The organism is Empedobacter sp. EJD.6dd, from assembly GCF_057369435.1.
Genome location: NZ_CM170667.1, coordinates 225581 through 240075, shown reverse-complemented (window position 1 = coordinate 240075; position 14495 = coordinate 225581). Strand labels below are relative to the sequence as shown.

Annotated in this window: 14 protein-coding genes; 9 read left to right on the top strand and 5 right to left on the bottom strand. The window is 28.4% G+C overall.

Annotated features, from left to right (window positions below; translation table 11 throughout):
- Positions 1-27: 27 nt before the first annotated feature.
- The 4 genes from AC2I98_RS01135 to pepT form a co-directional block, all read right to left on the bottom strand.
- Complete coding sequence (locus AC2I98_RS01135; protein WP_486412814.1) at positions 28-1407, bottom strand: hypothetical protein; 1380 nt, start codon at positions 1405-1407, stop codon at positions 28-30.
- A 194-nt stretch (positions 1408-1601) separates the two neighbouring features.
- Positions 1602-2102: a hypothetical protein gene (locus tag AC2I98_RS01130; RefSeq protein WP_486412813.1), complete on the bottom strand. Its 501-nt coding sequence runs from the start codon at positions 2100-2102 to the stop codon at positions 1602-1604.
- A gap of 133 nt (positions 2103-2235) precedes the next feature.
- Entirely contained in the window at positions 2236-2904 is a 669-nt protein-coding gene (locus AC2I98_RS01125; RefSeq protein ID WP_486412812.1) for a head GIN domain-containing protein, read from the bottom strand.
- Between the two features lie 90 nt (positions 2905-2994).
- Entirely contained in the window at positions 2995-4236 is a 1242-nt protein-coding gene (gene pepT / locus AC2I98_RS01120; RefSeq protein WP_486412811.1) for a peptidase T, read from the bottom strand.
- Positions 4237-4300: 64 nt separating this feature from the next.
- Here pepT and AC2I98_RS01115 point away from each other — a divergent pair, with 64 nt between their 5' ends.
- Both AC2I98_RS01115 and AC2I98_RS01110 read left to right on the top strand, forming a co-directional pair.
- Positions 4301-5167 (top strand): beta/alpha barrel domain-containing protein, encoded by an 867-nt coding sequence (locus AC2I98_RS01115; RefSeq protein ID WP_486412810.1) that lies wholly within the window; start codon positions 4301-4303, stop codon positions 5165-5167.
- Between the two features lie 136 nt (positions 5168-5303).
- Positions 5304-6674 carry a peptidylprolyl isomerase gene (locus AC2I98_RS01110; RefSeq protein ID WP_486412809.1) on the top strand — a complete coding sequence of 457 codons (1371 nt, stop codon included), beginning with the start codon at positions 5304-5306 and terminating at the stop codon, positions 6672-6674.
- A 52-nt stretch (positions 6675-6726) separates the two neighbouring features.
- Here AC2I98_RS01110 and AC2I98_RS01105 read toward each other — a convergent pair whose 3' ends face one another.
- Positions 6727-7269: a lipocalin family protein gene (locus AC2I98_RS01105; protein WP_486412808.1), complete on the bottom strand. Its 543-nt coding sequence runs from the start codon at positions 7267-7269 to the stop codon at positions 6727-6729.
- A 123-nt stretch (positions 7270-7392) separates the two neighbouring features.
- On the opposite strand from AC2I98_RS01105, the gene AC2I98_RS01100 reads away from it, so the two are divergent.
- From AC2I98_RS01100 to AC2I98_RS01070, 7 genes are all read left to right on the top strand, one after another.
- The gene (locus AC2I98_RS01100; protein WP_486412807.1) at positions 7393-7668 is read left to right on the top strand and encodes a DUF2089 family protein; all 276 of its coding nucleotides are present in this window, start codon (positions 7393-7395) and stop codon (positions 7666-7668) included.
- On the top strand, positions 7661-8146 hold the full coding sequence (locus AC2I98_RS01095) for a PH domain-containing protein (RefSeq protein WP_486412806.1): 486 nt from the start codon (positions 7661-7663) through the stop codon (positions 8144-8146). Before AC2I98_RS01100 ends, AC2I98_RS01095 begins: the two co-directional genes overlap by 8 nt.
- The gene (locus AC2I98_RS01090) at positions 8127-8723 is read left to right on the top strand and encodes a hypothetical protein (protein WP_486412805.1); all 597 of its coding nucleotides are present in this window, start codon (positions 8127-8129) and stop codon (positions 8721-8723) included. Before AC2I98_RS01095 ends, AC2I98_RS01090 begins: the two co-directional genes overlap by 20 nt.
- On the top strand, positions 8720-10042 hold the full coding sequence (locus tag AC2I98_RS01085) for a serine hydrolase domain-containing protein (RefSeq protein ID WP_486412804.1): 1323 nt from the start codon (positions 8720-8722) through the stop codon (positions 10040-10042). Before AC2I98_RS01090 ends, AC2I98_RS01085 begins: the two co-directional genes overlap by 4 nt.
- 247 nt (positions 10043-10289) lie before the next feature.
- Positions 10290-11126 (top strand): pepsin/retropepsin-like aspartic protease family protein, encoded by an 837-nt coding sequence (locus tag AC2I98_RS01080; protein ID WP_486412803.1) that lies wholly within the window; start codon positions 10290-10292, stop codon positions 11124-11126.
- Between the two features lie 168 nt (positions 11127-11294).
- Positions 11295-12644 carry a hypothetical protein gene (locus AC2I98_RS01075; RefSeq protein ID WP_486412802.1) on the top strand — a complete coding sequence of 450 codons (1350 nt, stop codon included), beginning with the start codon at positions 11295-11297 and terminating at the stop codon, positions 12642-12644.
- Entirely contained in the window at positions 12641-14440 is a 1800-nt protein-coding gene (locus AC2I98_RS01070) for a WG repeat-containing protein (RefSeq protein WP_486412801.1), read from the top strand. The genes AC2I98_RS01075 and AC2I98_RS01070 overlap by 4 nt, the downstream gene beginning before the upstream one ends.
- The last annotated feature ends 55 nt before the right edge of the window (positions 14441-14495 follow it).

Here is a 14495-nt window from a genome sequence, read left to right as displayed (position 1 = left end):
TTAAAACACTAGCTTAAATTTTAGGTCTTAGATGTCCACTTTTTGCTGACGATTTACATTTAAAACACCTGTACCGTCAGCTACAACTAAATTAGGAGCTGTGTTATCTGTAACTAAACCTTCTAATTTTACTGGATTTGAAGCAGCTTTTACGTGTAATGCATTTGTAGGTGCCGTAACACCAATACCAACATTATCTGTGTTACCAGTAGCTGTTGCACGTCCTAAAATAACAGTGTTACTTGTGCTAACTACTGAACCAGAACCTACAGCTGTAGCATTAGATATTGTGCCTGTTGTTAGGCTACCATCAATCTGTGAACCTGATCCTAAAAAAGTAACATTTGTAGCCGTAAGACCTGTTACACTACTATTAGCTTGACCTGAAGAATACCCAATTGCAGTGTTACCTGAATTTGATGCATAAGAGTTGTTCAGTGCTTGTAAACCCAAAGAAGTATTGTTATTTCCTTTTAAATTCAGACTAGCTAATCTACCTATTGCAGTATTCCCATTTGAAACTGTAGAATTTGTTAAAGCATCAGAACCGATAGCTGTATTATCAGCACCTGTTACAAGTAAATGTAATGCTCTATTACCTACAATTGTATTTTGTGAACCAGTTGTAAGGGCCATACCAGAACCATTTCCCAAACTTGTATTTCCTCCAGAAACTATTGCTTCATCATAAGCTAAAAGAGCGCCAGAACCTATAGCAGTATTTTCATTTGAAGTAATATTACTACTAAGTGCATCACTACCTATAGCTACGTTTCTATTACCTGTTGTAGTATTGGTTAATGCTTTGTAACCTATAGCTACATTACCAATAGTAGTTGTACTAGACATAAGAGCATCCGAACCTATGGCAACGTTATTATTACCTGTTGTATTAGACGCTAAACTATACGAACCAACACCTATATTAAAATTACCAGATACTTTTGAAGCTTGTGAATAATCACCAATAGCTATATTATTACTACCTGTACCCAAAGAAGTACCATTAGAGCCTACACCAGCATCTTGTGTAACGTGATTCTTGTCACCTACAAAACGTAGGTCTTGTACAGCTGCATCTGGTGTAAATTTTTGCCAAAATGCCCCATCAAAATAATAATAACCAATTTTGGTTACATTAACTGTTTTACCTGCAGGTGTTCCTGAGGCTATTGGAGCAGTAACATAAACTATAGTTCCTGTTTGATCAGCACCATAAATAGCATCTTTTGCACTTAATTGTGCATACGTAACTCGTGGTGCTGTTACACCATCAGGAGTCGTTGTATCTGCAGGTTTACCTACAACGTCTAATGTAGTTTTTGGATCGTTTGTTCCTACTCCCACTTGTGCATGAGAATAATACGCTAAGCTTATAAAAGCTAGGCTAAGTAAAGTTTTTTTCATATAATTCTATTGATTAAAAAATAATATTCTACGAGAAATAGATCATTTATAAAAATGACATCCTCGAGTTATAAAATAAATAGTTGTAATAAGTAAGTTGTTTACTTAATTATAAAAAATTAAGCAATAGCTGGTGGAGGGCGAGAGAATAAAGACTTATTGATTGCTTTATTCAATATATTTTCAGCTGTAGTTTATAAACGTATGTTTTTATTGACTATGTAGAAAAAGCCAATTTTTTCTTTTTGATTTATCCAAATACTTTTCAAATCATGATGATTAGAACTCTGTGATATAATAGGATAATCAGACGAGTCTCCTTTTGAAAGCGTAGTAGATTTTGCAGTATATGTATTTTTTACAACCAAGGGCTTTTTACTAAGTTCCTTAAGATGTTGTTCTAATTTTTCAGTCTTTTTAGGTATTTTAAACTTTGCTAATTCTATCGACGAATTATTTTTTAAATTCTCTTTTTTTGGTGAAACCTTTACTTTTACAATTTCAACTTGTTTTTCAGTTTGCTTATCAAGTTTTATGGTAGTCCCAGGTACAATATAAAGTTTAGTTTTATTAACAATTGTAAGAACAGTATCTGTTTTTAGATTCAGAGAATCTATTCCATTACCTACGTGTGCATACGTATTTGTACACACTAAAAGAAAAAGTACAAAAAAGAAGGTAGAAATCTTTTTCATAGTAAGTTTAGGGTTTGTGTAGCAAATATATATAATAATTTTATTATAAATTAATTAATTATAAATATTTTAATAAAAAAAGGTTTAGCAATGCTAAACCTTTGTAAAACTTTATTTTAATAAATCATTAAGACTATTTAAAATTAATTTTTCCCCCAGCAAGTTTTTTCTGATTTTTTTGTTTAGGGTCACCATAAATATCAATTACTCCACCTGCTCTCGTTTTTGCATCAACAGATTTCGTAGAAGTTGTTTCTATGAATCCACCTGCATTAGTCGTAAGTGTAGAGTTCTCTGCTTTCAAGGTTTTCGAATAATATTTTCCACCAGAATTTGCTACAACAGTCTGAAATTCTGCATTTCCTGTTAGAATAACTTCTGCACCAGAATTTATTTTAACTTCTAATTTACTTGTATTAACAGGTAGTTTGATTGAAGAACCTTCATTTGAAGTTAAATTTAATGATTGAGATTTTAATACATCGTCCGAATAAATACGGGAACCCTGACTTGCTTGAATCTCGTACAACGATTTATAATAAATCTTAACCGTTACCTCTCCTCCTTGCATTAACTTAGTTCCTGTCATTTTAATTTTCAGTTCTCCTTTATTATTTTCAACTTGCACATCACTAGCATTTACACCATCAACCTCTACAAGATTTTTATTCGAAGAAATTAATTCTACAGGAATTTTATCATAAACCTTTAAAATATTAAAATCTCCAACATTAATTTCCTCTTGCGCAAAAGCAAATGATGAACCAAATAATGCAACAGCGCACAAAACAATATTTTTCATAAAAAAAGTTTTCTATTTTAGACTTTGAAAATTAACACAAATTTCAAACCAAAATAGAAAACTTTTTATTTTAAAGCTATATTGTAACTATTATTTTGCTCCTTCCGCAGTTAATTCTGCAATACGAACAATAATTTCTGTTGCTTTTTCCATTGATTCTACTGGAACATATTCATAAGGTCCATGAAAATTATGACCACCAGCAAAAATATTAGGACAAGGTAATCCCATAAAAGATAAACGTGCACCATCTGTACCTCCACGAATTGGTTTGATGTTTGGCGTTACACCACAATCTTTTAAAGCTTGTTCTGCAATTTCTACAGATTGGAATTTTTCTTTTACTTTCTCGATCATATTAAAATATTGATCTGAAACTTCTGCTGTAATCACCTCGTGATCAAAACGTTCTTGAATATCAGCTGCAATTTGTAAGAATAATTCTTTACGTGCTTCATATTGTTCCATATCGTGATCACGGATAATGTACACCATTTTTGCTTCAGAAACATTTCCAGTAATCTTAGCTAAATGGAAAAATCCTTCGCGATCATCCGTTAATTCAGGAACTTCATCGTTTGGTAATTGCGCTGCAAATTCCATTGCGATATTAGAAGCATTGATCATTTTATCTTTTGCATAACCTGGGTGAACAGATTTTCCTTTAATTGTAACAATTCCAGAAGCCGCATTAAAGTTTTCGTACTCTAACTCACCAATTTCAGAACCATCCATTGTGTATCCCCATTCTGCACCAAACTTCTCTACATTAAAGAAATCTGCACCACGACCAACTTCTTCGTCAGGTGTAAATCCAATCGCAATACGTCCGTGTTTAATTTCTGGATGCGCGATCAAATATTCTGCTGCTGTTACAATTTCAGCTACACCCGCTTTATCATCAGCACCTAATAATGTTGTACCATCAGTTGTAATAATTGTTTGACCTTTATATTGTAATAATTCAGGAAATTCGTTTGGTGATAAAATCATTGATTCGTTCAATTTAATATCACCACCGTCATAATTTTCCCAAATCTGAGGCTGAACATTTTCCCCAGAAAAATCTGGTGATGTATCCATATGTGAAACAAAACCAATTGTAGGTACTTCATGATCTACAGTAGATGGAACATAACCAAAAACATATCCGTTTTCGTCAATTGAAACATCTTCTAAACCGATTTGTTTTAATTCTTCAACTAAATAATTTGCTAAATCCCATTGACAATCTGTACTTGGAAATTTATCTAAGAAAGCCTCACTTTCAGTATAAGTTTTAACGTATTTCAAAAAGCGTGTTACCAACTTTTCTCTCCATTCTGTTTGCATTGCGTTTTAATTTTTGTCAAAATTAGTAAATTATCTACCTTTAAGGCGCAAATAAACCAAAAAAATGAGTGAGCTAACTTTTAAAATTATTGAATGTCCACGTGATGCGATGCAAGGACGCAAAGATTTTATACCGACCGACGCTAAAATCGATTACTTAAATCGATTATTGACTGTTGGTTTTGAAGCAATAGATTGTGGAAGCTTTGTTTCACCAAAAGCAATTCCGCAAATGGCTGACACCAAAGAAGTTTTAGATAATATTGATAAAACAAATTCGAAGTCGAAATTATCTGTTGTAGTTGCTAATAAAAGTGGTGCAATGAAAGCTGCAGAACACGAAAAAGTAGATATTATTGGATTTCCTTTTTCTATTTCAGAAAATTTTCAGCAATATAATACCAACAAAAGCCGTGAAGAAGCTTTTGAAATAGTAAAAGAAATCAATCAAATTGCGAATGATAATGGTAAACATATGTTAATTTACCTTTCCATGGCATTTGGTAATCCTTATGGCGAAACGTGGAATGAAGAAATAGTAAAAGAATGGTCGAATAAAATGGCTGATATTGGAATTTCTTCAATCAATTTATCAGATACAATTGGCGTAGCTGATGAAAAAACGATTGTAGATTTATTTCAAAATTTGATTCCTCATTACCCGGAAATTGAATTTGGAGCACATTTTCATACGGTTTATACAGATTGGCATACAAAAGTAAAAGCTGCTTATGATAATGGTTGTCGTCGTTTTGATGGCGCTATAAAAGGTCTGGGCGGATGTCCAATGTCGAAAAGTGATATGGTAGGAAATATGCCTACCGAAAAACTAATTAGTTTTGCAAATGAACACAAAGAAAAGCATGGTTTAAACCTTTTTGATTTTGAATCTGCGTGGAATGTTTCGCTTCGAACATTTGGATTAATTTAGTCTTAACAATAAACTAAAAAATCAATTCTTTTGTTAAAGGAAATTAAAATATGTTAGACTTTAACAAAAAAAGTTAAATTTGCTCATTGATAAGTATTTTATCAAGCTTAGAATATTAAAATAGAAATTAAAGTATATGAAATTTAAATCGAGTATGATGTTGTTAATTGCAACATTGTTTACGGTAAATACTTTTGCACAAACAGCAAAACCAACACCAAAACGTCTTGCTAAAGTAGATGGTATTGCTGCTGTTGTCGGAGATCAGATTGTATTAGAGTCTGATGTTGATCGTGATTACTTAATGTCAAAACAACAAGGAATGGAAGTTAATGACAAATGTGATTTCTTAAACGACATTATGTTAGATAAAATTTTGGTAGACCGTGCAAAACAAGATACTTTAATTAAAGTGACACAAGACGAGGTAACTCGACAATTAAACAACCAAATCGAAGGATGGGTAGCACAAGCTGGTGGAGAAAAACAAATCTTAGACTATTTCGGATTCCGTACAATGGCGGAAATGAAAAACGAAACAAAATATATTGTAGAAGATAATATTTATGCTCGCGAAAAAAGAACTATGGTTGTAAAAGGTGCTGATGCAACACCAGAAGAAGTTCGTTTATTTTTCGAAAAACATAAAGGTGAATTACCAGATGTAAAAGACGAGGTTTCTATTAGCCATATTGTAATGTATCCACAGGTTTCAGAAGAAAATCAACAAAAAATTGTCAATCAATTAAAAGAGATTAAAAAAGAAATCGAAGAAGGTGCTTCTTTTGCAACGAAAGCAATTTTATATTCAGAAGATCCAGGTTCTGCAAGTAACGGAGGTGAATACAAAAAAGTATCTCGTGGTAAAATGGTAAAAGAATTTGATGCAGTTGCATTTAACTTACAAGAAGGAGAGGTTTCTGATCCATTCAAAACCGATTTTGGATACCATATTATCAAGTTAGAAAAACGTCGTGGACAAGAATTAGACTTACGTCATATCTTGATTACATTGAAACCTACAGAAGAAGAAATCAAAGCAGCTAACAACAAATTAGACTCAATTCGAGTATTAATTAATGATGGTAAAATGACTTTCAAAGATGCAGCTTTAAGATTTTCTGATGATAAATACACAAAATTTAACTCAGGAAATATCATGAATCAAAATTCTGGGGACGATCGTTTCGAAAAAATGGCATTACCTCTACCAATGTTTACAGCAATCGCAACACTAAACGAAGGAGATATTTCTCAAGTTTTTGAAGATGATTTTGAAAATAGAAAAGCATTAAGAATTTTAAAAATTAATAAATTCTATCCAGCACACAAAATCAACTATGAAGACGATTACTATAGAATCCAAAAATTTGCTGTTCAAGATAAAGAGCGTACAATGTTAATGGATTGGGTAAAACGTCAGGTTGGCGATGCTTATATTAAAATTGGAAAAGAATATCAAAGTTGTGATTTTCCGATTGATTGGGAAAAGAAAAACCTAAAATAATTTCATAAAAAAACCTCGCATCGCGAGGTTTTTTTTATGTCTTAAAACTAAATTATTTCGAAATTGGAACTTGAGAAGGCCAAATCAATTTACTTGGATCAAAACCTACTTTCTTAGCCGAATCTAAAAATCGATCTTTTACCTTGTCAGAAATTTCTTTCTTACGCGATAAAATCCATAATTTCTTATAATCTTCACTTGCTACTAATGCATTGTTATACTCTTTATCAAAATCAATTACATATATTTTTTTTGCAAAAATTGGTAAAAAAGTTGTCGAAAACAATCCTACATTTTCAATATCTTGAGTTGCAATTCCTTCAATTTTACTCCACCCTTTTTTCTTCGCCGCATATCCACGCACAATAATTTCCAATGAACCACTTTCTTCATTCAAATTAAAACGATGTGTTACGTTTGTTTGACCTTTTTGCACTTTATTATCTAATCGAGCAATTTCGTACCAACGCCCTAAAAATCCACCTAAATCAAAATTTTGAGCTGGTTTATATTTAATATCTTTTTTGTTATGATTAACAATATAAGCTGTAGTCCCAATCGCCAATGCAGCAAGAGCTAATTTCTTAAAATTCATTCTCCTAAAATGTTAGGCTGCAAATGTATCAATAAAATTAAAGTTGTAAAAATATGATTTTAAATTTTGATTTTATTAAATACATAATTAATTTTATTAAAGTTAATTTTAATTTTATTTATCATGTCAAAAAAATTACCTGTTATATGTCCAAGCTGTTCAGAAGAATTAGCTGTAGAAAAATTGGTATGTAACAATTGCGAAACACAAGTCGTCGGAAATTACGAATTACCATTATTCTTGAAGCTATCTACTGAAGAACAAAACTTTATCATGCAATTCTTTTTAAATTCTGGAAGTCTAAAATATATGGCGAAACAAATGGATGTAAGTTATCCAACGATGCGTAATAAAGTTGACGATTTAATAAATAAAATAAATACAATATCAGATGAATAAAGAATTTTCTGTTTCGATGTCACCATTTTTTAAAATAACGACTATTTTATTGATAACATTTCTACTATTAGTTGGACTTTCTGTCTCATATTATGAAGGATTTTTAAATCCGACTCTTTATTTATATTGGGCAATTGTACTTCCTATAATTATTGGTTGCTATTTATTTTCATTAAATAAAATTAAAGTTGATTTGAATAATATTTATATTATTTCTAAAATAAAAACAACTACTATTCCTATACATGAAATAAAATCAATCTCGCGAAAGTCTCAAAATAATTTGATGATTGTTGGCGCACGAGGCGTTTATGGATTGATTGGAATTTCGATGGATAATTACAGATGTAATATAAAAGATCGATCAAAATTGATTGCCATAGAATTAGAAAATGTAAAATATTTGATAAGTTGTGATCAACCAGATGAATTAATTAACACAATAAATACATTAAAAAATGCTCAAAAAAATTCTTAATCCGTTTGCTTATTTTGACGATAAATTATTATTGATTATTGGATTAATAGCACATATTTTATTTTCGTATATCTGTAATTTGGCTGATTCTTATTTTCCGGATTTTTTGAGTATCAAAAAAGTGAATATCGAATTTTCATTTGTAGATATTTTATACCAAAACACGCGAAATGTAGTAATAGCAATACTTTTATTCTTTCTATATGGGAAATTTATCAATCCAAAAACGCGTATCATCGATATTGTAAATGTAGTTCTAATTTCAAGAATTGCTTATTACGTTGTATTTATCACAGATTTTATCCCATTTATTAATAACAAAATAAATAAAGTTACAGAAGGAGTTTTGTCAAACAATTTAACTGTTTTACAAGACGCTTCTATCATGACAGTTATACTAATTGTAGCATTTATCGCGATCTTTTTTATGGTGGTCATGTTTTATTATCTTTTTATCGGTTTTAAAACAGTTACGAATATGAAAAACATTAAACAAATAGTAGGATTCGTTGCTGTTGTCTTTCTTTTAATTCTTTCTACAACAATTTTAGCACTAATAATACCACAAAAACTATGAGAAAATTTTTAATCACTTTTGCATGTCTAGCTTCGGTTTATTCATTAGCACAAAACCTTAATAAACAAGGCTTAGATAGTTTGTTTATCTCGCTGAACGAACAAAAGATTGGCGCTGGGAGCGTTTCTATTTTTGAAAATGGAAAAGAAACCTATTCTAATTCTTTTGGAAATAGAGATTATGAAAATAATTTAACTAACAATAAAAAAACTAAATTCAGAATTGGCTCTATTACAAAAACATTTACGGCAACTTTAATCATGAAAATGATTGAAAATGGTAAATTAACTCTTGAAACAAAACTTTCTAACTTTTATCCAAAAGTTAAAAATGCAGATAAAATAAGTATTCGACATTTATTACAACATCAATCTGGAATTTTTAATCTTACAAATTCCAAATATTTTTCTGAATGGTATTTACAAGATCAAACAAAAGAACAATTATTATCAAAAATCTATGCATTAGAGTCTAATTTTGAATCTGGATCAAAAGAAGAATACTCAAATTCGAATTACATTTTATTAGGTTTCATTCTCGAAGATGTTTCTAAAAAAACGTATCAAAATTTAGTTGAAACAAACATTATTAAGCCATTAAAATTAGAAAACACTAAAATTGGAGGAAAAATTTTAGCAGATAAAAATGAAGCAAAATCTTATAATTATTATAACAACAAATACAATTTATTGCCAGAATCTTCTATGACAGTTCCACTTGGAGCTGGAGTTATGGTTTCTAATCCTACAGATTTAAATAAATTTTATTATTCCCTATTAAAAGGAGAAATTGTAAAATCAAGTTTAGTAAAACAGATGACAACAATTAATAATCAATTTGGATATGGATTGTTTAATGACAAAATAAACGAATTGATAGGAATTGGACATAATGGAGGAATTGATGGGTTTAGTTCGTATACATTTTGCTTTGAAAATACAACTTACTGTTATGCAATTACTCAAAATGTAAACGAAATATCGGGAGATTTTCTTAAAAAGAATTTGTATAATGCAACACACAATAAAAAAATTGAGTTACCTAAAAAGTTAATTTCTGTTGACATTTCTACAAATATTTTAGAAAAATACTCAAATGAATATTCTTCGAATGAAATTCCGATCTCAATCAAGTTTTTTATTGAAAATGATACTTTTATGGGACAAGCAACTGGACAATCTGCATTTCCATTAACTGCAATATCATCAACAAATTTTGAATTTCCTCCAGCAAAAATTAAAATTGAATTTGGTAAAAATGGATCAACAATGAAATTAATTCAAAATGGTAAAACATTTAATTTTACTAAAAAACTATAAATCCTTATTTATTGATCTACATCAATTTATATAACAGATAGAACATCTAATTTTACCACTCTTATGAGTGATTCGTAATTTTTAAAATTTCGAATTAATTTATACATATATCCATAATTAATATATAAGGGTTATTAGGTTAGGTTGTAAAATAAAGAGCGTATATTTCGCTCTTTATTTTTTCTAATTAATAAAAAAACTTCTTCATTTTTTTGTAACTTAAAAACTCATTAGAAATTACATTTTTATGAAAAAAATTATCTCATTACTTTCTATCATTTTAGTTCCGCAACTACTTGCACAAAAAATTCCAATTCAGGTATTACCTTCTGGACATATCATTACAAAAGCAACTATTGACGGAAAAGAAGGAAACTTTATTTTTGATACTGGTGGCGGAATCAATTTATTTTTTGAAAATTTTGTCAACGATTTAAAACAAAAAGAATCTTACAATTTTCTTACTGCATACAGAGCAACTGGTGAAAGAATTGATGCTCCTTTATTTGAAAATAATGAAGTAGTTTTTGCTGGAAAAAGCTTTAAAAAAATCCCATATTCTACGTACAACATAGATATAAAAGAAATAGATGGATTAATATCTCTTCAAATGTTTGGAGATACAGATTTTATTATTGATTATACTAAAAATGAAATCGAATTAACTAATTTTTCGAAGGATATAAACGCTAAATCTTTTGATATTCAATTATCAACATACGCAGATAAAAGTACTGATATTTTTACTTACATTACACTAAATGATCAGTATAAAATTCAGGTTTTGTTGGATTCTGGCGCAGGAAATAATTCGTTTTGGTTGAGTAATAAACTCATCAAAACATTACATATAGACCAAGCAACTTTAGAAAAAAGCGAAAAGAAAAGTGAATTTGATGAAAATGTAAAAACTAAATTTTATAGAGGAACTATAACATCTATTGCAAATCAATTTGTAGTATTAAAAGATCCAAAAGTAGTTTTCGTTGAAGGTTTAATCTATGAAGGAAAAACAAGCATTAATTGGTTTGGAAATAGAATTGGTATAAGTTTAAAAAATAGAAAAATGTATATTCTTGATTAAGAAGGAATCTTCGCATTCATACTTATAAATTCTCAACTCTAAAAAAACTATGCTAAATATTACAATTATTTTATATATTTAATAATCAATATACTACCTAAAAAGCACAAAATGAAGTTTTTTTTCGATCTTACTAAAATACTATTTAATCAATCTAATCCTACCTAAATGAATCAAATTAAATCATCCAAACTTATTCAATCTATATTAGCTGTCATTTTTATGGTATCTAATACTTTTGCTCAAAACACAATTGATTTTGGTCAACTAAAAAATTTAGAACAAGTCAAATCATACTTTAACAACACAGATAATAAATCTGATTTTGCATATGGAGATTATAAAACGTATGAAAAAGGATTTTGGAATAAAATACCTGTAGAAAATATTGTTCTCTACGAGAATTCACTTCAATTTGCGATCAAAAAAGAATCAAAAGGTTCGACGATAAAAGTTGCTGATTATTTACAAAAAACATTTCCAAATGATATAATTATTTCGGATTCTTACAGTTATAAAATCTATTCAATCAATCTTATCGATCAAAAAATAGAATTCACTGCAGATGTTGACGAAAATGCCAATTTAAAAGAAAATACAACCTCAACTTTGAGAATTATATTTAAAGAAGTATCAACAAATCCTATAGCTAAAATTTCTTCTGAAATTAAGAATAATCTAATGGGAAAAAACTATTTTTTAAACTTGGATTATTTTCAAGTTTCTCCTAAAATTTATCTCAATGGTTTACCATTATATTCGAAAATTGGTCAATATAGATTTATAAATGAAGATAATATTTATCTTAATCAATTTATTTTAAATAGTAAAACACCAATTCATTTAAAATTTATCATAGAACCTGGTGTAGACGAAAATGATAATCCTCGAAAAAATATTATTAAAGAATCTTTTATAACAATTAGTCTTGAAAAAGCTACAGCAAACGATAAAAAAATTGATGAACAAATTGCTTTCAATAATAAAGAATACGTTACAGACACGATAAAAGAGGGTGATATACGATACAGTTCTTATACAGGAACTTACAAATATGGAATGAAAAATATAGAAGCTGAATATACCTTTATTCCACAAGTTGATTATGAAGTGAAAGGTTGGTCGAATGGGAAAGATTTGCGCAAAGAAAAAGATCTTGAGCAAAAAATTTTAAAATTTTATCAAGATTTTGGACAAATTATTTTAGAAAAAGATATCAATAAACTTTCGAAATTATTATATGATTCAACATTAGAAAATTACACTTACAATTATAACATAAGTAAAACAAAATCATTTGATTTTTACAACGAATTAGAAAATATTATTAATTCTACTTTTAAAACAACTGTAGCACAAGAAACAAAATTACATATTAGCACAGATGGAAAATTAGCTTATTTAGAAGCTTTAGATAAAACTTCTTGTTTAAAAGCAATAGGAAAAAATTTCTCCAAAGATTTTTCCTTCTATTTTTATATTGACCAAAATACTAACGATCTAAAAATAATCCGATGAAAAAAGTAATCAATCTACTGTTAATCCTAACTTTTAATTTTACGTTTGCCCAAGTTGAAATTGAAAGATATCACACTGTAAAAACCAATCAATCTTTTATTAAATTATTAGAAAATGATGTTGAAACATTCAATAAATATCTAAATTATTTTTTTAAAAATGATGAAAAAGATAGAAAACCTATTACGGCTAATTCGATAAAATATAAATTCAATCAACAAGATTTTGACCTAAATGCTAAAGAAAATAGTGATGTAAATTTAAGTTTTGTAAATTATATAGATAATGAAGGATTATTAAATATAAGATTAAGAAAAGACCCAAATATTTACCGTTCTTTAGATAATTCTCCACAAATCTTTCCAAAAAAAATCTATTATCACGATGGAACAACAGAAATCATTCAGAAAAATATTAATATAAATTCAAATTTTTCTACTGATTTAAGACCTAAAAAATCCATCACTAAAATAGATGCTGAACTCGTTTTCTCTGCAATAAAAAATATAGATAGTATTAATATCATTGTAAAAGAAAACCAAAAATCAACTATTAATAATTTTAACTTCGAAGTTCTAAGAATCTCAGACATATCAATTATTCTAAAAACTAATGCAATCAATTTAGACATTGAAGACATACAAGGAATAACAACAACTAATAAACGAATTTCGAATAATAGTTCCTCTACAACATCTATCCATCCAGATATTCTTAGTAAAACTATCGCAAAATTTATTGAAAAATTAGACAATATTATTAGTCGTAGTAAAGCAGATGTAAAAATAGAACATGCTAAGTTTATGGAAAAGTACATCAAAGAAATTAAAATATTAAGCGATGAAGTTTCACAAACTTTTGATAATTCATCAAATGAAAAATATTTTACCTATACTTTTGGTGCTCCAATAAAACAGCTGATTATGTATTATAAAGATGGAATGTATGAGAAAAAAATACCAATAACACTTTTTAATAGTCAACAACAAAATTATTTTATAAACAATGACGCAAATAATACATTGATTTATGATTTGAATTTTAAATTGCTAAAAAAAATACCGAAAGTTTATTACTCACTTAACGAAAATTTCTTCGAAAGTTTAGATCAATATTATTTTTTAGATAAAAAAACATTGGAAATGCTTCCTTTAAAATATTATAGTTTAGATGTTTTATCAACTAATTATGCGATTGTAAAAGAAGATGACGAATCTAAGTTCGAATTAATTGATAAGAACAATAAAAAAATAATGACTGTCGATAAATATGAGTTTGATAAGGATTTCAATTTAGCATTATTAAAATCTAACAATAACTATTATATTATCAATGAATTATCTCCTACCATCATTGAAGTTAAAAATATAGATGAAATTCAATATGCAGATAAAGGCTATTTTATAGCTAAAAAGAATAATAAATACGGCTTTTTAGACCAAAATGGAAAAGTAATTGTTCCTTTTGAATATGATGATGCAAAACCATTTAATGACATGGTAGATCTTTTACCAAAAGATTATTTGTTTGCTGTTCAAAAAAACAATAAATGGGGATTTGTAGATAAAACAAATAAAACAATAATTCCATTTCAATACAGTAAAATTGGAGGTCCTTTTTCTTATGGAATTGCACCAGTTTATATTGAATCAACTTTGGGATTAATTAATTTAAAGAATGAAAAACTTACAAAATTTATTAATTCAAATTATTCGAGTTCGAGTAATTTCGGAAAAAGAGAGTTTAGTTTAGCAGATGGAAGTTATGATTATACTGGAAAAAAAATAAAAGAATAAATAATGTTTTCTAAATTAAAAAAGTCCCAAAAAGTAAATTTTTGGGACTTTTTGA

Bases quoted from the DNA above. Each gene is read 5' to 3' on its own strand.
- AC2I98_RS01135 (WP_486412814.1), bottom strand. From the start codon at position 1,407: ATGAAAAAAACTTTACTTAGCCTAGCTTTTATAAGCTTAGCGTATTAT.
- AC2I98_RS01130 (WP_486412813.1), bottom strand. From the start codon at position 2,102: ATGAAAAAGATTTCTACCTTCTTTTTTGTACTTTTTCTTTTAGTGTGT.
- AC2I98_RS01125 (WP_486412812.1), bottom strand. From the start codon at position 2,904: ATGAAAAATATTGTTTTGTGCGCTGTTGCATTATTTGGTTCATCATTT.
- pepT (WP_486412811.1), bottom strand. From the start codon at position 4,236: ATGCAAACAGAATGGAGAGAAAAGTTGGTAACACGCTTTTTGAAATAC.
- AC2I98_RS01115 (WP_486412810.1), top strand. From the start codon at position 4,301: ATGAGTGAGCTAACTTTTAAAATTATTGAATGTCCACGTGATGCGATG.
- AC2I98_RS01110 (WP_486412809.1), top strand. From the start codon at position 5,304: ATGAAATTTAAATCGAGTATGATGTTGTTAATTGCAACATTGTTTACG.
- AC2I98_RS01105 (WP_486412808.1), bottom strand. From the start codon at position 7,269: ATGAATTTTAAGAAATTAGCTCTTGCTGCATTGGCGATTGGGACTACA.
- AC2I98_RS01100 (WP_486412807.1), top strand. From the start codon at position 7,393: ATGTCAAAAAAATTACCTGTTATATGTCCAAGCTGTTCAGAAGAATTA.
- AC2I98_RS01095 (WP_486412806.1), top strand. From the start codon at position 7,661: ATGAATAAAGAATTTTCTGTTTCGATGTCACCATTTTTTAAAATAACG.
- AC2I98_RS01090 (WP_486412805.1), top strand. From the start codon at position 8,127: ATGCTCAAAAAAATTCTTAATCCGTTTGCTTATTTTGACGATAAATTA.
- AC2I98_RS01085 (WP_486412804.1), top strand. From the start codon at position 8,720: ATGAGAAAATTTTTAATCACTTTTGCATGTCTAGCTTCGGTTTATTCA.
- AC2I98_RS01080 (WP_486412803.1), top strand. From the start codon at position 10,290: ATGAAAAAAATTATCTCATTACTTTCTATCATTTTAGTTCCGCAACTA.
- AC2I98_RS01075 (WP_486412802.1), top strand. From the start codon at position 11,295: ATGAATCAAATTAAATCATCCAAACTTATTCAATCTATATTAGCTGTC.
- AC2I98_RS01070 (WP_486412801.1), top strand. From the start codon at position 12,641: ATGAAAAAAGTAATCAATCTACTGTTAATCCTAACTTTTAATTTTACG.